This is a genomic window from Pseudomonas bijieensis (assembly GCF_013347965.1).
GTDB lineage: Bacteria > Pseudomonadota > Gammaproteobacteria > Pseudomonadales > Pseudomonadaceae > Aquipseudomonas > Aquipseudomonas bijieensis.
The window spans coordinates 4202760-4222728 of the sequence record NZ_CP048810.1 but is presented as its reverse complement, the minus strand read 5'-3'; the positions used below and the strand labels follow the sequence as shown (position 1 = coordinate 4222728).

The 19969-nt window shown below is 59.5% G+C and carries 17 protein-coding genes; 10 read left to right on the top strand and 7 right to left on the bottom strand.

Annotated features, from left to right (window positions below; translation table 11 throughout):
* Window positions 1-44 precede the first annotated feature (44 nt).
* From dnaA to gabP, 5 genes are all read left to right on the top strand, one after another.
* Entirely contained in the window at window positions 45-1571 is a 1527-nt protein-coding gene (dnaA, locus tag GN234_RS18405; protein ID WP_109752831.1) for a chromosomal replication initiator protein DnaA, read from the top strand.
* A 39-nt stretch (window positions 1572-1610) separates the two neighbouring features.
* The gene (dnaN, locus tag GN234_RS18400) at window positions 1611-2714 is read left to right on the top strand and encodes a DNA polymerase III subunit beta (RefSeq protein ID WP_109752832.1); all 1104 of its coding nucleotides are present in this window, start codon (window positions 1611-1613) and stop codon (window positions 2712-2714) included.
* Between the two features lie 13 nt (window positions 2715-2727).
* Window positions 2728-3831, top strand: coding sequence for a DNA replication/repair protein RecF (recF, locus tag GN234_RS18395; RefSeq protein WP_003196148.1), 1104 nt, complete (start codon window positions 2728-2730; stop codon window positions 3829-3831).
* A 5-nt stretch (window positions 3832-3836) separates the two neighbouring features.
* Window positions 3837-6254 (top strand): DNA topoisomerase (ATP-hydrolyzing) subunit B, encoded by a 2418-nt coding sequence (gyrB, locus tag GN234_RS18390; RefSeq protein WP_109752963.1) that lies wholly within the window; start codon window positions 3837-3839, stop codon window positions 6252-6254.
* Between the two features lie 301 nt (window positions 6255-6555).
* Window positions 6556-7950, top strand: a complete 1395-nt coding sequence (gene gabP / locus GN234_RS18385) for a GABA permease (protein WP_163856029.1) — start codon at window positions 6556-6558, stop codon at window positions 7948-7950.
* A gap of 108 nt (window positions 7951-8058) precedes the next feature.
* On the opposite strand, the gene GN234_RS18380 is transcribed toward gabP, so the two are convergent.
* Entirely contained in the window at window positions 8059-8793 is a 735-nt protein-coding gene (locus tag GN234_RS18380) for a response regulator transcription factor (RefSeq protein WP_109752834.1), read from the bottom strand.
* Between the two features lie 241 nt (window positions 8794-9034).
* Here GN234_RS18380 and GN234_RS18375 point away from each other — a divergent pair, with 241 nt between their 5' ends.
* Window positions 9035-10552, top strand: a complete 1518-nt coding sequence (locus tag GN234_RS18375) for a sensor histidine kinase (RefSeq protein WP_163856027.1) — start codon at window positions 9035-9037, stop codon at window positions 10550-10552.
* Between the two features lie 190 nt (window positions 10553-10742).
* On the opposite strand, the gene GN234_RS18370 is transcribed toward GN234_RS18375, so the two are convergent.
* The 4 genes from GN234_RS18370 to glyQ all read right to left on the bottom strand — a co-directional run bounded on the left by GN234_RS18370 (window position 10743) and on the right by glyQ (window position 15148).
* The gene (locus GN234_RS18370; RefSeq protein WP_109752836.1) at window positions 10743-11522 is read right to left on the bottom strand and encodes a lysophospholipid acyltransferase family protein; all 780 of its coding nucleotides are present in this window, start codon (window positions 11520-11522) and stop codon (window positions 10743-10745) included.
* A gap of 80 nt (window positions 11523-11602) precedes the next feature.
* Window positions 11603-12142, bottom strand: a complete 540-nt coding sequence (gene gmhB, locus GN234_RS18365) for a D-glycero-beta-D-manno-heptose 1,7-bisphosphate 7-phosphatase (RefSeq protein ID WP_162893879.1) — start codon at window positions 12140-12142, stop codon at window positions 11603-11605.
* A 4-nt stretch (window positions 12143-12146) separates the two neighbouring features.
* The gene (gene glyS / locus GN234_RS18360; RefSeq protein WP_109752838.1) at window positions 12147-14198 is read right to left on the bottom strand and encodes a glycine--tRNA ligase subunit beta; all 2052 of its coding nucleotides are present in this window, start codon (window positions 14196-14198) and stop codon (window positions 12147-12149) included.
* The gene (gene glyQ / locus GN234_RS18355) at window positions 14195-15148 is read right to left on the bottom strand and encodes a glycine--tRNA ligase subunit alpha (protein ID WP_022641565.1); all 954 of its coding nucleotides are present in this window, start codon (window positions 15146-15148) and stop codon (window positions 14195-14197) included. The genes glyS and glyQ overlap by 4 nt, the downstream gene beginning before the upstream one ends.
* A gap of 81 nt (window positions 15149-15229) precedes the next feature.
* Here glyQ and GN234_RS18350 point away from each other — a divergent pair, with 81 nt between their 5' ends.
* The 4 genes from GN234_RS18350 (at window position 15230) to GN234_RS18335 (ending at window position 18783) form a co-directional block, all read left to right on the top strand.
* Window positions 15230-15787, top strand: coding sequence for a DNA-3-methyladenine glycosylase I (locus tag GN234_RS18350; protein ID WP_109752839.1), 558 nt, complete (start codon window positions 15230-15232; stop codon window positions 15785-15787).
* Between the two features lie 43 nt (window positions 15788-15830).
* Window positions 15831-16718: a lysophospholipid acyltransferase gene (locus GN234_RS18345; RefSeq protein WP_109752840.1), complete on the top strand. Its 888-nt coding sequence runs from the start codon at window positions 15831-15833 to the stop codon at window positions 16716-16718.
* 277 nt (window positions 16719-16995) lie between these two features.
* Complete coding sequence (locus GN234_RS18340) at window positions 16996-17721, top strand: hypothetical protein (RefSeq protein ID WP_116833811.1); 726 nt, start codon at window positions 16996-16998, stop codon at window positions 17719-17721.
* A gap of 273 nt (window positions 17722-17994) precedes the next feature.
* The gene (locus GN234_RS18335; RefSeq protein WP_109752842.1) at window positions 17995-18783 is read left to right on the top strand and encodes an SDR family NAD(P)-dependent oxidoreductase; all 789 of its coding nucleotides are present in this window, start codon (window positions 17995-17997) and stop codon (window positions 18781-18783) included.
* Between the two features lie 116 nt (window positions 18784-18899).
* On the opposite strand, the gene GN234_RS18330 is transcribed toward GN234_RS18335, so the two are convergent.
* Both GN234_RS18330 and GN234_RS18325 read right to left on the bottom strand, forming a co-directional pair.
* Window positions 18900-19346: a phage infection protein gene (locus tag GN234_RS18330; protein WP_176688877.1), complete on the bottom strand. Its 447-nt coding sequence runs from the start codon at window positions 19344-19346 to the stop codon at window positions 18900-18902.
* A gap of 33 nt (window positions 19347-19379) precedes the next feature.
* Window positions 19380-19799: an organic hydroperoxide resistance protein gene (locus GN234_RS18325; protein ID WP_003196182.1), complete on the bottom strand. Its 420-nt coding sequence runs from the start codon at window positions 19797-19799 to the stop codon at window positions 19380-19382.
* Window positions 19800-19969 lie beyond the last annotated feature (170 nt).

The following is a 19969-nucleotide window of genomic DNA, read 5'->3' as shown; positions in this document are numbered from 1 at the left end:
GCCGCTTGTTTTTGCCTCACCGGCTTTCAACTTAGGGGATATCCGTGTCAGTGGAACTTTGGCAGCAGTGCGTGGAGCTTTTGCGCGAGGAGCTGCCTGCCCAACAATTCAACACTTGGATCCGTCCACTACAGGTCGAAGCCGAAGGCGACGAGTTGCGTGTCTATGCACCGAACCGTTTCGTTCTCGACTGGGTCAACGAAAAGTACCTGGGCCGGGTCATGGAACTGCTCGACGAGCATGGCAATGGCATGGCGCCTGCGCTGTCCTTATTAATAGGCAGCAAGCGTAGCTCGGCACCACGCGCCGCACCCAACGCGCCACTGGCGGCCGCCGCGTCACAGGCCCAGCAAGCGGCCACGGCACCGGTTAACAACCATGCTGCCCCGGCGCCCGCGCCTGCCCCGAGCAAACGCAACGCACAAAAGGTCGCCGAGGTCAGCGAAGAGCCCTCCCGGGATAGCTTCGACCCGATGGCCGGTGCCAGTTCCCAGCAGGCGCCGGTGCGTGCCGAACAACGTACCGTCCAGGTTGAAGGTGCGCTCAAGCACACCAGCTACCTGAACCGGACCTTTACCTTCGAGAATTTCGTCGAGGGTAAATCCAACCAGCTGGCCCGCGCGGCCGCCTGGCAGGTCGCAGACAACCCCAAGCATGGCTACAACCCGCTCTTCCTTTATGGTGGCGTGGGCCTGGGTAAGACCCACTTGATGCACGCCGTGGGCAACCACCTATTAAAGAAGAACCCGAATGCCAAGGTCGTGTACCTGCATTCCGAGCGTTTCGTGGCCGACATGGTCAAGGCGCTGCAACTGAACGCGATCAATGAGTTCAAGCGTTTCTACCGTTCGGTGGACGCCTTGCTGATCGACGATATTCAGTTCTTCGCCCGCAAGGAACGTTCCCAGGAAGAGTTTTTCCACACCTTCAACGCGTTGCTTGAAGGCGGACAGCAGGTCATTCTCACCAGTGACCGCTACCCGAAAGAGATCGAAGGTCTCGAAGAACGCCTCAAGTCTCGTTTCGGCTGGGGCCTGACGGTGGCCGTCGAGCCACCGGAGCTGGAAACCCGGGTTGCGATCCTGATGAAGAAAGCCGACCAGGCCAAGGTCGAGCTGCCTCACGATGCGGCATTCTTCATCGCTCAGCGTATTCGCTCGAACGTGCGTGAACTCGAAGGTGCCCTCAAGCGGGTGATCGCTCACTCGCACTTCATGGGCCGCGACATCACCATCGAGCTGATTCGCGAATCCTTGAAGGACCTGTTGGCGCTTCAGGACAAATTGGTTTCTGTGGATAACATTCAGCGAACTGTTGCTGAATACTACAAGATCAAGATTTCCGACTTGCTGTCCAAGCGTCGTTCGCGTTCGGTGGCGCGTCCGCGCCAGGTGGCCATGGCCCTGTCCAAGGAACTGACCAACCACAGCCTGCCGGAGATCGGCGATGTGTTTGGCGGACGCGACCACACCACCGTGCTGCACGCTTGCCGCAAGATCAACGAACTTAAGGAATCCGACGCGGACATCCGCGAGGACTACAAGAACCTGCTGCGTACACTGACCACTTGATGACCACCAGCGCAGCTTATTAAGGCAAGGGACTAGACCATGCATTTCACCATTCAACGCGAAGCCCTGTTGAAACCCCTGCAACTGGTCGCAGGCGTCGTCGAACGCCGCCAGACCTTGCCGGTACTTTCCAACGTGCTGCTGGTTGTCGAAGGCCAGCAATTGTCGCTGACCGGTACCGACCTGGAAGTCGAGCTGGTCGGTCGTGTGCAACTTGAAGAACCGGCCGATCCGGGTTCCATCACCGTGCCGGCGCGCAAGCTGATGGACATCTGCAAGAGCCTGCCCAACGATGCGCTGATCGACATCAAGGTCGATGAGCAGAAGCTCGTGGTCAAGGCCGGCCGCAGCCGTTTCACCTTGTCCACACTGCCCGCCAACGATTTCCCGACTGTGGAAGAAGGCCCGGGTTCGCTGACCTGCAGCCTGGACCAGAGCAAACTGCGTCGCCTGATCGAACGCACCAGCTTCGCCATGGCCCAGCAGGACGTGCGTTATTACCTCAACGGCATGCTCCTGGAAGTGTCCGCCGGGGTCATCCGCGCCGTCGCCACCGACGGGCATCGCCTGGCCATGTGCTCGATGCAGGCCGATATCGGTCAGCCGGATCGCCACCAGGTGATCGTGCCGCGTAAAGGCATCCTGGAGCTGGCCCGCCTGCTGACAGAGCCGGACGGCAACGTCAGTATCGTGCTGGGCCAGCACCACATTCGCGCCACCACTGGCGAGTTCACCTTCACTTCGAAACTGGTGGACGGCAAATTCCCCGACTACGAGCGTGTGCTGCCAAAAGGTGGCGACAAGCTGGTACTGGGCGATCGCCAGGCACTGCGCGAAGCCTTCAGCCGTACTGCGATCCTCTCCAACGAGAAGTACCGTGGCATCCGCCTGCAACTGGCCAATGGTCAGCTGAAAATCCAGGCGAACAACCCGGAGCAGGAAGAGGCGGAGGAAGAAGTAGGTGTGGAATACACCGGCGGCTCCCTGGAAATCGGCTTCAACGTCAGTTACCTGCTCGACGTGTTGGGCGTGATGACCACCGAGCAAGTACGTCTGATCCTGTCTGACTCCAACAGCAGCGCACTGGTGCAGGAGTCCGATAACGACGATTCGGCTTACGTTGTCATGCCGATGCGTCTGTAATCCTGGCCACTAGATGTCCTTAAGTCGCGTCTCGGTCACCGCGGTGCGCAATCTGCACCCGGTGACCTTCTCCCCTTCCCCCCGCATCAATATCCTTTACGGCGCCAACGGCAGCGGCAAAACCAGCGTCCTGGAAGCCGTGCACCTGCTCGGGCTTGCCCGTTCGTTTCGCAGCACCCGCCTGTTACCGGTCATCCAGTACGATCAACTGGCGTGTACGGTGTTTGGGCAGGTGGAACTGGCCGAAGGCGGCCACAGCGCCCTGGGGATATCACGGGACCGGCAAGGTGAGTTCCAGATTCGCATTGATGGGCAGAACGCGCGCAGTGCTGCGCAGTTGGCTGAGATCCTGCCGTTGCAGTTGATCAACCCGGACAGCTTCCGCCTGCTGGAGGGCGCGCCGAAGATTCGTCGGCAATTTCTCGATTGGGGCGTGTTTCACGTAGAGCCGCGTTTCATGACCACTTGGCAGCGTCTGCAGAAGGCGCTGCGCCAGCGAAACTCTTGGCTGCGACATGGTACACTTGACGCCGTTTCGCAAGCGGTTTGGGACAGGGAACTGTGCCAGGCCAGCGCTGAAATCGATGAATACCGCCGCGCTTACATCAAAGCCTTGAAACCGGTCTTCGAGCAGACCTTGAGCGAACTGGTTGAGCTTGAGGGCCTGACGCTCAGCTATTACCGAGGCTGGGACAAGGACCGGGAACTGAGCACCGTACTGGCCGGCTCGCTGCAGCGAGACCAGCAGATGGGCCATACCCAGGCTGGACCACAACGCGCTGACTTGCGCCTCAGATTGGGCGCCCATAACGCCGCGGACATCTTGTCCCGGGGGCAGCAGAAGTTGGTGGTGTGTGCCTTGCGCATAGCCCAGGGGCATCTGGTCAGCCAGGCCCGTCGCGGTCAGTGTATTTATCTGGTGGATGACTTGCCGTCCGAGTTGGACGAAGCCCACCGTCGCGCGCTTTGCCGCTTGTTGGAAGACTTACGCTGCCAGGTGTTCATCACCTGTGTAGACCACGAATTATTGAGGGAAGGCTGGCAGACGGAAACGCCAGTCGCTCTGTTCCACGTGGAACAGGGCCGTATCACCCAGACCCACGACCATCGGGAGTGAAGGCATTGAGCGAAGAAAATACGTACGACTCAACGAGCATTAAAGTGCTGAAAGGCCTGGATGCCGTACGCAAACGTCCCGGTATGTACATTGGTGACACCGACGATGGCAGCGGTCTGCACCACATGGTGTTCGAGGTGGTCGACAACTCCATCGACGAAGCCCTCGCCGGCCACTGCGACGACATCAGCATCATCATCCACCCGGATGAGTCCATCACCGTTCGCGACAACGGCCGTGGCATCCCGGTAGACGTGCACAAAGAGGAAGGCGTTTCCGCCGCCGAGGTCATCATGACCGTCCTCCACGCCGGCGGTAAGTTCGACGATAACTCCTACAAGGTCTCCGGCGGTCTGCACGGTGTAGGTGTATCGGTGGTGAACGCGCTGTCCGAAGAACTGGTCCTGACCGTCCGCCGCAGCGGCAAGATCTGGGAACAGACTTACATTCACGGCGTGCCCCAGGCACCGATGGCTATCGTTGGCGACAGCGAAACCACCGGCACCCAGATTCACTTCAAGGCTTCCAGCGAAACCTTCAAGAACATCCACTTTAGCTGGGATATCCTGGCCAAGCGGATTCGTGAACTGTCCTTCCTCAACTCCGGTGTCGGCATCGTCCTCAAGGACGAGCGCAGCGGCAAGGAAGAGCTGTTCAAGTACGAGGGTGGCCTGCGCGCGTTCGTTGAGTACCTGAACACCAACAAGACGGCGGTCAACCAGGTGTTCCACTTCAACGTCCAGCGTGAAGACGGCATCGGCGTGGAAATCGCCCTGCAGTGGAACGACAGCTTCAACGAGAACCTGTTGTGCTTCACCAACAACATTCCGCAGCGCGACGGTGGTACTCACCTGGTGGGCTTCCGTTCGGCGCTGACCCGTAACCTGAACAACTACATCGAACAGGAAGGCCTGGCGAAGAAGCATAAGGTTGCCACTACCGGTGACGATGCCCGCGAAGGCCTGACCGCGATCATTTCGGTGAAAGTGCCGGATCCGAAGTTCAGCTCCCAGACCAAGGACAAGCTGGTCTCTTCCGAAGTGAAGACCGCGGTCGAACAGGAAATGGGCAAGTACTTCTCCGACTTCCTGTTGGAAAACCCGAACGAAGCCAAGCTGGTGGTCGGCAAGATGATCGACGCCGCCCGTGCCCGTGAAGCGGCGCGCAAGGCCCGTGAGATGACTCGCCGCAAAGGTGCGCTGGACATCGCCGGCCTGCCGGGCAAACTGGCCGACTGCCAGGAAAAGGACCCTGCCCTGTCCGAACTGTATCTGGTGGAAGGTGACTCTGCTGGCGGTTCCGCCAAGCAGGGTCGTAACCGTCGCACCCAGGCCATCCTGCCGCTCAAGGGCAAGATCCTCAACGTCGAGAAGGCGCGCTTCGACAAGATGATCTCCTCGCAGGAGGTCGGTACGCTGATCACCGCGCTGGGCTGTGGCATCGGCCGCGAAGAGTACAACATCGACAAGCTGCGCTATCACAACATCATCATCATGACCGATGCTGACGTCGACGGTTCGCACATCCGTACCCTGCTGCTGACGTTCTTCTTCCGTCAGTTGCCGGAGCTGATCGAGCGCGGCTACATCTACATCGCCCAACCGCCGCTGTACAAGGTCAAGAAAGGCAAGCAAGAGCAATACATCAAAGACGACGACGCCATGGAAGAGTACATGACGCAGTCGGCCCTGGAAGACGCGAGCCTGCACCTGAACGAAGATGCCCCAGGCATTTCCGGTGAAGCCCTTGAGCGCCTGGTCAACGACTTCCGCCTGGTGATGAAGACCCTCAAGCGCCTGTCGCGCCTGTACCCGCAGGAGCTGACCGAGCACTTCATCTACCTGCCAGCGGTCAGCATGGAACAGTTGTCCGATCACGCGGCGATGCAGGATTGGCTGGCTCAGTACGAAGTTCGCCTGCGCACCGTCGAAAAATCCGGCCTGGTCTACAAAGCCAGCCTGCGCGAAGACCGTGAGCGTAACGTCTGGCTGCCGGAGGTCGAACTGATCTCTCACGGCCTGTCGAACTACGTCACCTTCAACCGCGACTTCTTCGGCAGCAACGACTACAAGACCGTCGTATCCCTTGGCGCGCAACTGAGCACGCTGCTGGACGAAGGCGCCTACATCCAACGGGGCGAACGCAAGAAAGCCGTGACCGAGTTCAAGGAAGCCCTTGAATGGCTGATGGCCGAAAGCACCAAGCGCCACACCATCCAGCGATACAAAGGTCTGGGTGAAATGAACCCGGATCAGCTGTGGGAAACTACCATGGACCCAGGCTCGCGCCGGATGCTGAAAGTCACCATTGAAGACGCCATTGGCGCGGACCAGATCTTCAACACCCTGATGGGTGATGCGGTCGAGCCTCGTCGTGACTTCATCGAGAGCAATGCATTGGCGGTGTCCAACCTGGATTTCTGATCCTTAAGCGCGCCTCACATCCAAAAAAGCCAACGCTCATGCGTTGGCTTTTTTTTACGCTCAAAAATCGATGCCCACTTTCAGACCCTGTGGTCGAAAATGGGGTAGCTCGGTAACACTTTGGAACAAAGCCTTCCTGCTCAATAGGTTAGGAACTGGACGAGAGCCGCGGATACCGGGGGCTTGCGGTTTTTTGGCGCAAAACTTGCGTGTTAAATAACTTACACATCGTTTTTTTAAATTTACAGAAAACGATGGGACGAGGCGGTACGAATAAATCCAAAGACCAAGGGTAGTCTCAATGAGCGGTACGCAAACTTCCAATCATCTGGAGCAAGGGCTCAAGCCCCGTCATGTGACGATGCTATCCATCGCCGGCGTGATCGGCGCTGGCCTTTTCGTTGGCTCCGGCCACGCTATCGCAGCGGCGGGTCCGGCTGTGCTGCTGGCCTACGCCGCCGCGGGTGCCTTGGTGGTGCTGGTGATGCGGATGCTGGGCGAAATGGCAGTGGCGTCGCCGGACACCGGCTCCTTCTCGACTTATGCTGACCGTGCGATTGGGCATTGGGCCGGTTTCACCATCGGCTGGCTTTACTGGTGGTTCTGGGTCCTGGTCATTCCGCTGGAGGCTAACGCCGCCGCAACTATCCTGCACGCCTGGTTCCCGAACGTGGCAATCTGGGCCTTCACCCTGGTCATCACCCTGCTGCTGACGGTCACTAACCTGTTCAGCGTGAAGAATTACGGGGAGTTCGAATTTTGGTTCGCCTTGGTCAAGGTCGTGGCGATCATTGGTTTCATTGGCCTCGGCATCATGGCTATCTTCGGCTTGCTGCCTACCAGCCAGGTCAGTGGTGTTTCGCACCTGTTCGACACGCAAGGTTTCTTGCCGAACGGCATGGGCGCAGTGCTGGGCGCGATTCTGACCACTATGTTTTCGTTCATGGGCACTGAGATCGTGACCATCGCGGCGGCCGAATCGAAGAACCCTGGCCAGCAGATTTCCAAGGCAACCAACTCGGTGATCTGGCGGATTGGCTTGTTCTATCTTGTCTCCATTTTCATCGTCGTAGCCCTGGTGCCGTGGAACGACCCGCTGCTGGCCAGCGTGGGTTCCTACCAGACGGTGCTGGAACGCATGGGCATCCCCAACGCCAAGCTGATCGTCGATATCGTGGTTCTGGTAGCGGTTACGAGTTGCCTGAATTCGGCGCTGTATACGGCTTCGCGGATGATGTTCTCGCTGGGCAAACGCGGTGATGCGCCAGCGGTTTCCCAGCGCACCAACAAGAGCGGCACGCCTTACTGGGCCGTGATGTTGTCGACCGGGGCGGCCTTCCTCGCGGTGTTCGCCAACTATGTGGCCCCGGCAGCGGTCTTCGAGTTCCTGTTGGCCAGCTCTGGCGCCATTGCGCTGCTGGTGTACCTGGTCATTGCGATTTCGCAGCTGCGTATGCGCAAACAGCGCATGGCTCGCGGTGAAAAAATCGCCTTCAGCATGTGGCTGTTCCCCGGCCTGACCTATGCGGTGATTGTCTTCATCGTGGGGGCCCTGACCATCATGCTGTTCCAGGAAGCCCATCGTGTGGAGATCCTGGCGACGGGGCTGTTGAGTGTGTTGGTGGTGCTGTCCGGCGTGCTGATACAGCGTCGCCGGATCACAAAGACAGGCAGCTTGGTACAGACCATAGGGTGATCTCCATCTGTGGCGAGGGAGCTTGCTCCCGCTGGGCTGCGTAGCGGCCCCTTTTGATGAGTGCTGCGCACTCAAGCGGGAGCAAGCTCCCTCGCCACGGATGCAACCCTAACTCGCGACAGACGCCTCGCTTCCCGCCGCCACACTCTCCAACCGATACCCATACCCGTAGATCGTCAGCAGTTGCCAACCGCGATCCGCCGTCAGCCCGAGCTTGTTGCGCAGGCGATAAATGTGGGTGTCGAGCGGTCGGGACGAGGTCATTTCCTCGTGGGTCCAGAAACGTTCGTAGAAATACTCCCGGGACAGCGGCCGGCCCAGGTTGGCGAACAGGCATCGGGCAAGGCGATATTCCCGTTCGGTCAGGCTGATGGGAATGCCGGCGCGGGTGATGGTCAGTTCGGCGTCGTCGAACGCCAGGTCGTTGAACACCAGCACGTCGCTGGCGGGCGCGCGTTGCAGGTTGTGGCGGCGCAGCACGGCGGTGACCCGGGCCTTGAGTTCGTTGGGCCTGAAGGGTTTGCTCACATAGTCGTCGGCACCGCCGTTGAGGGCCTGGACGATGTCATGCTCGCCATCGCGGCTGGTCAGCATGATGGCGGCCGGTGGCGAATCCATGTGCTCGCGGGTCCAGCGCAACAATGAAAGGCCGCTGATGTCCGGCAGTTGCCAGTCGAGGATCAACAGGTCGAAAGTTTCCCGGCGCAGTTGTCGCAACAGGTCCTCGCCTCGTTCAAAGCTGTGCAGGGTCCAGGCTTGCTCGCCCCTGCCGGGGATTTGTTGCAATGTCTGTTCTACCCGGCGCAGCTCGGCCGGTTCATCGTCCAGTATGGCGACACGCATGCAATGCGATTCCTTGATCTCGAGAGTAACGGACATCTTCAGGTGGCAATGAAAGGCAGCCAGCGGCTGATTTGTTGTCATTGACCTGTCGCTGGCTGCGACAATACCGGCTCGCGGCACAGAGGGAAAGGCAGCAGCGCGCCACCCATCGAGTCCGCTATAGTCGTGGGCTTTTCCGGCTGTGGGCTTGATGCAGTCCTGCGAAGAAATCCCCCAACCCTTGAATTCGGCCAGGATGCCTATGAGTAACCAGCGTCGCCGTGAAAGTCGTGAGCCAACCCAGGTCCAGCGGCTGTTTCGACAGTTGGTGCGAGAGTGGTTGTGGATAAGTCTGCTGCTGTTGCCGCTGACAGCCTTGTTGTCGTTGAGTAGCCAATCAACAGGCAACCGTTCAGGTGCTGCGCTGGTGTCGGTGTGTCTGGTGGCCTGTGTATTGGGTTTGCTGCTGTTGCGCCCGCGCCTGGCCCTGTGGACGACGGTGGGTGGCATGAGCCTGGCCCTGTTGATCAGCGCCGTGCTGGGCGCGCGAGGTTGGTGGTGGTCGCCCATGGCCAGTGTGCTGGGGATTATGTTCGGCTACCTGATCTGGAATTGGCGACGCCTGAGCGTAGTGCTGGCTTATTTTGGCTGGGAGCTGGCCCGCCTGGACGCGGAGCCCAAGGTCTTTCCGGAACGTCGTCGTGCTTCCTACACCGGTAGCGACCGTTTGCAGGGCCAGATCATGGCCCTGGAGCAAGCCATGAGCCGAACCCGCGACACTCGGCGCTTCATTGCCGATGGCCTGGAATACCTGCCCGTGGCGACCATGATCAGCGATCCTCAAGGCAAGCTGTTGCTCGGTAATCGCAAGGCGCGCGAGCTGTTCGGCCATGGCCTGGCGGGCGGCGATGTGCTGGAGCATCTCGGGCAATTGGGCTATCCAGGGTTGGAGCATGGGGCGCATCACCGGTTATCCACATTGCCCTTGGTGGAGTTTCGCGACATTCGCGAGCGCAGCTTGCGCCTGGAACGGGCGGCGCTGTTGCCGGTTGATGGCGATGCGCCGATTGGCTGGTTATTGAGCCTCACTGACCTGAGCGCCGAACGTGAAGCGGAAGAACAGCGCAGCGTCATGCTGCGTTTCCTCTCCCATGATTTGCGCGCCCCGCACTCGGCGATCCTTGCGCTGCTCGATGTGCAGCGGCACCAGACTGGTGGGGATAATCCGCTGTTCGACCAGATCGAGCGCCAGGTGCGTCGCGCCCTGGACCTGACCGAAGGCTTCGTGCAATTGGCCAAGGCCGAATCCGAGGCGTATCAATTCCAGCCGACGTTGTTCGCCATGTTGGTCCTGGACGTGTTCGACCAGGCACTACCCATCGCCCAGGCAAAGCGTATCCAGTTGGTCCATGAAATAGAGGATGAAGAGGCGATGGTGAGGGCGGATCAATCGTTGCTGACCCGTGCTCTGTTCAATCTGCTGGAAAATGCCATCAAGTACAGCTCGCCAGACTCCTGCATTTCGCTGCAGGTTCATTGCACGTCGGGCTGGTTGATCTGCAATGTCGCTGACCAAGGCAAGGGCATCGGCGCCGAAGAGTTACCCGAGCTGTTCAGTCAGTACCGACGGTTTTCATCGGCCCAAGGGGTCGATGGCATTGGCTTGGGGTTGTCGATGGTCAAGGCCGTGGTTGACCATCACGAGGGGAAAATCGAGTGCCATAGCGTGGTAGGTAAAGGAACTACGTTTAGCCTGAAATTCCCGTTGCTGGAAGAGTAAAAATGACAGCGTTCGGCGGCTCCTACCAATACGTGTAGAGGCCACCGAAGACTGTGAGTTTTTGGTGCTATAAAAACTTATGCACCTAGGAATGGCTTTTATGTGTTTAAGAAATATGTATTAAAAACATATACCTACAGCGTAAAAGCAACGGATTTCGAAAAAACGGTACACAGGTTATCCACAGATGTCAGACAGCGATCTGATCGGTGCTGGCCGGAGTGGCCGGTGCCGGTGGCAGCGAACCCATTTCCCGTTGTGTCTGTTCATTCCAGGCCTGGACACGATCGTTAAGCTCGGCAATGGCGCGGGGCCCGCTGCCTTCGGCATACATTGGCGCGCCGATCACCACGGTGATGACCCCTGGCGTGCGGATCCAGCCCGCCTTGGGCCAGAATTTGCCGGCATTGTGTGCAATTGGCAGCACAGGTAGGTCGGCGTTCACGGCCAATGCGGTACCGCCCCGGGAAAACTTGCCGACCGTTCCGTAAGGAACACGAGTGCCCTCGGGAAAGATCAACACCCAGACATTGTCCTTGAGCAACTCGTCACCCTTCTTCGCCACATGCTTGAGCGCAGCCTTGGGGTTGTCGCGATCGATGGCGATCGGACGCAGCATCGCCATGGCCCAGCCGAAGAACGGCACGAACAGCAGCTCACGCTTGAGCACTTGGCTCAACGGCTCGAAATAGGCCGAGAGAAAGAATGTCTCCCAGGTGCTCTGGTGGTTGGACTGGATCACGCAGGGCCGGTCCGGCACGTTCTCGGCGCCCTTCACTTCATAGCTGATGCCCAGGAACACCTTGCTCAGCCACAGTGCGCAACGGCACCAGTACACATTGATGAAGCGGTAGCGCGCCTTGAATGACATGAACGGCGCGATAAAAAAACTCAGGGTGCACCACAGCAAGGAGCTGGTGCCCAGCAGCAGGTAAAAGAGAAAGGTTCTGATGGCCTGCAATATCGACATAGCGGCGTTTACCGTTGCGGGCAATGCCCGCCTGTTCAAGCGCTTCCCGAACAATCCTTGATCAGGATGTCTTGGGAGCTCTAATTGTGGATAAGTTCAGCGGCAATGGCCGCCAGGTCGTCAAAAATCAAGGTGCCCACCGGAAGAGTCTTGCCCAGGGTCTTTTCGCCTTTCCCGGTCTTAACCAAAACTGGCTGACAGTCGACGGCCTTGGCTGCCTCCAGGTCACCGAGGCTGTCGCCGACGAACCACACACCCGCCAGCGGCACAGCATAATGCCCGGCGATGGCCTTCAACATGCCCGGCTTGGGTTTGCGGCAATCGCAACCGTCATCCGGCCCATGTGGGCAATAAACGATCAGCCCGACTTCCCCGCCCTGTTCGGCCACCAATTCGCGCAAGCGCTCATGCATGGCCTCGAGCACGGCAAGGTCATAATAACCGCGGGCAATGCCCGACTGGTTGGTGGCGACTGCCACCGTCCAGCCGGCCTTGCTCAACTGCGCGATGGCTTCGATCGAACCGGGCAGTGGCAACCACTCCTCCACCGATTTGATATATGCGTCGGAGTCGTGATTGATCACGCCATCCCGATCGAGAATCAGCAGTTTCAACAGCAACTCCTCAACCCAGCACGGAAATATCGGCAATATTGAGGAACAGGCTGCGCAGACGTGCCAGCAACGCATAGCGATTCTTGCGCACGTCTTCGTTGTCCGCATTCACCATCACGGCTTCAAAGAACGCATCGACAGGCTCGCGCAGTGCCGCCAAGCGGGCCAGTGCTTCGGCATACTCGCGTTTCTCCATGAGCGGTTGTACCGACGCATACGCCTGTTGAATTGCCGAGTGGAGCGAAAACTCCGCGGCATTATCAAAGTAGCGTGCTTCAACGGCCTTGACCGAAGGTTCGGCCTTGCTCAGCAGGTTCGACACTCGTTTGTTCACCGCCGCCAGTGCTGCGGCTTCCGGCAATTTGCGGAACGCCTGCACCGCCTGTACGCGCTGGTCGAAGTCCAGGGCCGAACCCGGTTTCAGGGCACGCACCGACAGGTAGGTCGCGACCTCGACGCCTTCATCTTCATAACGCGCACGCAGGCGGTCAAAGATGAATTCCAGCACCGCCTCGGCCAGGCCGACAGCCTTGACCTTGCTACCGAACGCGTTGACGGCGAAGGCCACGGCGTCGTTCAGGTCCAGGTCCAGTTGCTTGTCGATCAGGATCCGCAGCACGCCCAGGGCCGCGCGACGCAGAGCGTACGGGTCCTTGCTGCCGGTGGGCAGCATGCCGATGCCGAAGATGCCGACCAGGGTGTCGAGCTTGTCGGCGATGGCCACGGCCGCACCGGTCAGGGTGGTCGGCAATTCAGCGCCGGCACCGCGCGGCATGTACTGCTCGTTCAGCGCCAGGGCCACGTCTTGTGGCTCGCCATCGTTGAGGGCGTAGTAGTAACCGGCGACACCTTGCATCTCCGGGAACTCACCGACCATCTCGGTGGACAGGTCGCATTTGGACAGGATGCCGGCACGGGCCGCGCGCTGGGCGTCGCCGCCGATGCGTGGGGCGATGTACGCCGCCAGTTTCGATACGCGCTCGGCCTTGTCGTAGACGCTGCCGAGTTTTTCCTGGAACACCACGTTGCGCAGGCGCTCGTTGAAGCTTTCCAGGGGCTGTTTCTTGTCCTGCTTGAAGAAGAACTCGGCATCGGTCAGGCGCGGGCGAACGACTTTTTCGTTACCGGCGATGATCTGCTGCGGGTCCTTGCTTTCGATGTTGGCGACTGTGATGAAGCGCGGCAGCAACTTGCCTTCGGCGTCCAGCAGGCAGAAGTACTTCTGGTTGTCCTGCATGGTGGTGATCAGCGCTTCCTGGGGCACTTCGAGGAAACGTTCCTCGAACGAGCACACCAGCGGCACTGGCCATTCCACCAACGCGGTCACTTCATCCAGCAGGTTGGCGGGCACGATGGCGGTGCCTTCCTGCAGGGTCGCCAGCTCCTCGGTGCGCTTGCTGATCAGCTCGCGACGCTCGTTGGCGTCGGCCAGCACGTAGGCGGCACGCAGGTCGGCCAGGTAGTTGGCCGGCGAGGTGATGCGCACGCTCTGCGGATGATGGAAGCGGTGGCCGCGGGAATCGCGACCGGCCTTCTGGGCCAGGATCGTGCAGTCGATGACCTGGTCACCGAGCAGCATCACCAGCCATTGGGTCGGACGCACGAACTCTTCCTTGCGCGCAGCCCAGCGCATGCGCTTGGGAATCGGCAAGTCATTGAGGGAGTCTTCGACGATGGTCGGCAACAGGCTGGCGGTCGGCTTGCCCTTGATGTTCTGGCTGTAGCGCAGCTTGGGGCCGCTCTGATCGATTTCGCTCAGGTCCACGCCGCACTTCTTGGCGAAGCCCAGGGCGGCCTGGGTCGGATTGCCATCGGCATCGAACGCGGCCTGGCGTGGCGGGCCGTCGAGGTTGATGCTGCGGTCCGGCTGCTGGGTCGCCAGGGCGGTGATCAGCACGGCCAGGCGGCGTGGTGCGGCATAGACGTGCTTGGCTTCGTAGTTCAGGCCAGCGGCTTGCAGGCCTTTGTCGATACCGGCCAGGAACGCATCGGCCAGGGTGTTCAGGGCTTTGGGTGGCAGTTCTTCGGTGCCCAGTTCAACCAGAAAATCTTGAGCACTCATTGTGCAGCCTCCAGCTTAGCCAACACTTCATCACGCAGGTCCGGGGTCGCCATCGGGAAGCCCAGCTTGGCACGGGCCAGCAGATAGGCTTGCGCAACGGAACGCGCCAGGGTGCGCACACGCAGGATGTATTGCTGGCGCGCGGTCACGGAAATCGCCCGGCGTGCGTCCAGCAGGTTGAAGGTATGGGACGCCTTCAACACCATTTCGTAGCTCGGCAACGGTAGCGGCTGGTCCAGCTCGATCAGGCGCTTGGCTTCGCTTTCATAGAAATCGAACAGCTCGAACAGCTTGTCGACGTTGGCGTGTTCGAAGTTGTAGGTCGACTGCTCCACTTCGTTCTGGTGGAACACATCGCCATAGGTCACTTTGCCGAACGGGCCGTCGGCCCACACCAGGTCGTAGACCGAATCCACGCCTTGCAGGTACATGGCCAGGCGTTCCAGGCCATAGGTGATTTCGCCGGTCACCGGGTAGCACTCGATGCCACCGGCCTGCTGGAAGTAAGTGAACTGAGTCACTTCCATGCCGTTGAGCCAGACTTCCCAGCCCAGGCCCCAGGCGCCCAGGGTTGGCGATTCCCAGTTGTCTTCGACGAAACGAATGTCGTGCACCAGTGGGTCGAGACCGACGTGCTTGAGCGAGCCCAGGTAAAGCTCCTGGAAGTTTTCCGGGTTCGGCTTCAGAACCACCTGGAACTGGTAGTAGTGCTGCAGACGGTTCGGGTTTTCGCCGTAGCGGCCGTCAGTCGGGCGGCGGCTGGGCTGCACATAAGCGGCGTTCCAGGTTTCCGGGCCGATGGCACGCAGAAACGTGGCAGTGTGGAAAGTGCCGGCGCCTACTTCCATATCGTAGGGCTGAAGTACCACGCAACCTTGCTCGGCCCAGTATTGCTGGAGGGCGAGGATCAAGTCTTGGAAGGTACGCACGGCTGGCGTAGGCTGGCTCACGAAATTCACCTGTTTCTTGGGCTGCGATTTAAAGAGCGGGAGTATACCCGATTCGTTCGTGCGCACGCCCCCTGGAGCCTTATGCCACGCTGCTTTTGGTGTTCCGAAGATCCGTTGTACATGGCTTATCACGACCAGGAGTGGGGCACGCCGCTGCGCGATGCGCAGGGTTTGTTCGAGTTGCTTTTGCTCGAAGGGTTCCAGGCCGGGCTGTCCTGGATCACCGTTTTGCGCAAACGCGAGCGCTACCGGGAAGTGCTGTACGGCTTCGATGTGCAGCGGGTGGCGCAGATGAGCGATGCGGAAATCGACGACCTGATGCTCGACCCCGGCATCATCCGCAACCGCCTCAAGCTCAAGGCCGCCCGGCGCAATGCCCAGGCCTGGCTGGCCCTGGAAGACCCGGTGGCGTTCCTCTGGTCGTTCGTCGGTGACAAACCCATCATCAACCATTTCAAGGACCGTACCGAAGTGCCGGCCATCACGCCCGAGGCGCTGGCGATGAGCAAAGGCCTGAAAAAAGCCGGCTTCACCTTCGTCGGCCCGACCATTTGCTACGCCTTGATGCAGGCCTCGGGGATGGTCATGGACCACACCCAGGACTGCGACCGCTACGCCGAGCTGGCAAACGGTGGTTAGAATAGCCGGCTCGCAACACGGCCCATATATTCAGGAGTGACCTGTGGATAAGTTGAAAGGCGCCTTGCTGGTCGGCGCTCTGCGGTTGTTTGCGCTGCTGCCTTGGCGCGCGGTGCAAGCGGTGGGTTCGGCCATTGGCTGGCTCATGTGGAAGCTGCCCAACCGCTCCCGCGATGTGGTGCGGATCAACCTCGCCAAATGTTTTCCCGAGATGGACCCGGCCGAGCGCGAACGCCTGGTGGGCCAAAGCCTCAAGGACATCGGCAAATCCCTGACCGAAAGCGCCTGTGCCTGGATCTGGCCGGCCCAGCGCTCCATCGAACTGGTGCGTGAAGTCGAAGGCCTGGAAGTATTGAAAGAAGCGCTGGCCTCCGGCAAAGGCGTGGTGGGCATCACCAGCCACCTCGGCAACTGGGAAGTGCTCAACCACTTCTATTGCAGCCAGTGCAAACCGATCATTTTCTACCGCCCGCCCAAGCTCAAGGCGGTGGATGAATTGCTGCAAAAGCAACGCGTGCAACTGGGCAACAAAGTCGCCGCATCGACCAAGGAAGGCATCCTCAGCGTCATCAAGGAAGTGCGCAAAGGCGGCCAGGTGGGCATCCCCGCCGACCCGGAACCGGCCGAATCCGCCGGCATCTTCGTGCCCTTTTTCGCCACCCAGGCCCTGACCAGCAAGTTCGTACCGAACATGCTCGCCGGCGGCAAGGCGGTCGGCGTCTTCCTTCACGCCCTGCGCCTGCCGGACGGCTCCGGCTACAAAGTCATCCTCGAAGCCGCCCCGGACGCGATGTACAGCACCGACACCGAAACCGCCTGCGCCGCCATGAGCCAAGTGGTGGAACGCTACGTGCGGGCCTACCCGAGCCAGTACATGTGGAGCATGAAACGCTTCAAGAAACGCCCGCCGGGTGAGGCACGGTGGTACTGAACGCCGGGAATCAATTCTGCAAGGGCTCCTAATTGTGGCGAGGGGATTTATCCCCGTTGGGTTGCGCAGCAACCCCCCTATTCCTCGCAGCGCCACAATCCACAGGCGAGCGCTTCGCACTCGAACGGGGATAAATCCCCTCGCCACAATAATTACCTGATCCAACTTCTGCGGCGAGGGAGCTTGCTCCCGCTGGGCTGCGCAGAACAGCCCCTTCCTAAAGCTTGGTCCCCCGCTGTCGATAACCCAATGTATCCGCCAATCATGGACCGATGAAATGGAACTCTCCCTGAACGCTGCCAATATCCCGCCCGCCAACACCAACCTCACCCGCTCCGACCAGAAGTTGGTGAGCAATCCTCCAGCGGACGCGGTAAAGCAGCTGGCAGAGGCCGGCCCAGCGGCTATCTACCACCCCAGTGAAGAAGCCCAGATCATGGTGGAGTCGCCAGTGGTCATCGAAACCTGGATCGGTCGCTCCCAATCGCCAGATTTCCCTCGATTTGCCGCGATCACCGAGAGCGCGAAAAACAGCCTGAAAAGCTCTTTCGAGACGTTCCAGACAACGCTATCGGCCACCCATCCGGATTTGGCCGGCAAGAAATACGGCTTCACCGTCGAGGCCGATGGCAAGCTCAAGGTGCTCAACACCGCCGGCCAGCTCAGCAGCTCGGACACCCAGCGGTTGACCGATCTGCTCAATGAATCCACTGATCTGAAAGCCGCCGCCGTGGCGTTCCGCGATGCTTCTATCGACATGGTGGACGCCGACTCGCCCTGGTCCGGCAGCTACCTGGGCCGCTACAACCTGACCAAGGAAAACTTCGCTAACACCATCGACCTGGCGCCGATGCTCAAGCGCCCCGGCTCGGTACCGCCCCAGGAGTTTTCGGACGGGTTGTTCTTCAACCAGCTGGCATACAAAGGCGAACTCGCGACGCGAGAGACGGAAGCGGCGATGTTTGAACGGCGTGCAGCCCAGCGATTCAGCGCGCAGGCCTGAAAACCTGTAGGAGCGAGCCTGCTCGCGAAGAAGTCGGCACATTCGCATGAATGCCGGTTGGAGCTTGTCGATCCGGATGGCTATGAACTGGCCGTGTGGTCGGCTTCCTGATGGTCGATTGATCACAAAGAGGCGCAAAACCTCAATCGTGTCCATGATTAAGGGCCTGCGATCGGCGACGTTGGCATGACAAAGTCATCTCTTAACCCGTCGGATGACTGTCCAGCCAGCCATATCGCACTTCCTCTGGTTCATTAATCAAGGAGTCCCCTCATGAAAATCGACTTCACCGGACGTCACGTCCTGGTCACTGGCTCCACCAGCGGTATCGGTTTTGCCACAGCCAAAGGCTTCCTCGAATCCGGCGCCCACGTGGTCATCAACGGTCGCAGCGAGAGCAGCGTGGAGGACGCGTTGCAGCGCTTGGGCGCCCTTGCTTCAAATGCCACCGGTTTTGTGGGCGACCTGAGCAACGCGCCTGGCTGCCAGGCACTGATCGCCAAGCACCCGAGTTTCGATATCGTCATCAACAACCTGGGCATTTTCAAACTGGAAGACTTTTTCGAAACGCCGGACAGCGAATGGCAGCGCTTCTTCGAAACCAACGTGATGTCCGGCGTGCGGGTTTCCAGGGCTTACGCCCAAGGCATGGTCGAGCGCGGTTGGGGGCGGATTGTGTTTGTCTCGTCGGAATCGGGCGTAAACATTCCCGCTGACATGATCCACTACGGCTTCACCAAAACCGCGCAACTTTCAATCGCTCGCGGCCTGGCCAAGCGCCTCGCCGGCACGGGCGTGACGGTGAACTCGGTGTTGCCTGGGCCGACGCTTTCCGAAGGTGTTGCCCAGATGCTGCAGGCAGATGTCGAGCGCAGCGGGGAAAGCCTGGAAAAAGTCGCGGCGGATTTCGTCAATCAGCACCGCAGCACCTCGATCATCCAGCGTGCGGCACGCGTCGAGGAAGTCGCCAACATGATCATCTATGCCAGCTCGGAACAGGCCTCGGCCACCACCGGTGCGGCGTTGCGTGTGGATGGTGGTGTGGTGGACAGCATCGTTTAGGGTCCTATGACAGGTCGCAAGAAAACGCCGCTTTCTCATGAGAGATAAGCGGCGTTTTTTCTTTTGGAAGCAACATGGGTTGATTCAACCGATTTTCGGAGCGGTGAAGGGACAGTTCAGCCCACCCTGTTTTCGATGAGTCGATCCGAGCCACCTTCGGCCACGCGGTTCTCGATCAGTCGATCCGAGCCGCCTTCGGCCACGCGGTTCTCGATCAGTCGATCCGAGCCACCTTCAGCTACACGGTTTTCGATGAGTCGATCCGAGCCACCTTCAGCTACACGGTTTTCGATGAGTCGATCCGAGCCACCTTCAGCTACACGGTTTTCGATGAGTCGATCCGAGCCGCCTTCGGCTACACGGTTTTCGATGAGTCGATCCGAGCCGCCTTCGGCTACGCGTTTTTCGATCAGTCGATCGGAGCCGCCTTCAGCCACACGTTTTTCGATCAGGCGATCCGAACCACCCTCAGCGAACGTAGGTTGAACAGAAGAAGTCGCGAACGCATTGCCGAGGGACAGTGCCAGAAGCGAGCCAACGAGAGTTTTGCTGAAAGTGTTCATGTCCTGATCCTTTTTATTCGTAGATGGAGTGAGTTAGACGGTGACGTGCAAACGGACGTCGACGTTGCCGCGGGTCGCGTTGGAGTAAGGGCAAACCTGGTGAGCCGCGTCGACCAGCGCTTGAGCATCGGCTTGATCCAGACCCGGCAGGTTGATGTGCAGGTCGATGTCCAGACCGAAACCACCAGGGATCTGGCCGATGCCAACGTGTGCCGTGATCGAGGCGTCAGCGGGGATGCTGCGTTTGCTCTGGCTGGCGACAAACTTCAATGCGCCGATGAAGCAAGCCGAGTAGCCGGCGGCAAACAACTGCTCAGGGTTGGTGGCTTCACCACCAGCGCCGCCCAAGGCTTTGGGAGTGGCCAGTTTCACGTCGAGAATCTTGTCGCTGGAAACAGCACGGCCATCACGGCCACCGGTGGAGGTTGCGACTGCGGTATAGAGAACGTTCATGGTGTTTCCTCTCTTGCTGATTGGTTTGATCGAGTGTCGGGTTTGGCTTGCGCTAAATGTTTGTGCGCTAACCAGTTGCGATAAAATTAACGAACAAATAGTTTGCGCGCAAGATAAATTTTTGAAAATTTTCCGACTTTTAATTAACCAATTGATCTGAAAGGAAATTA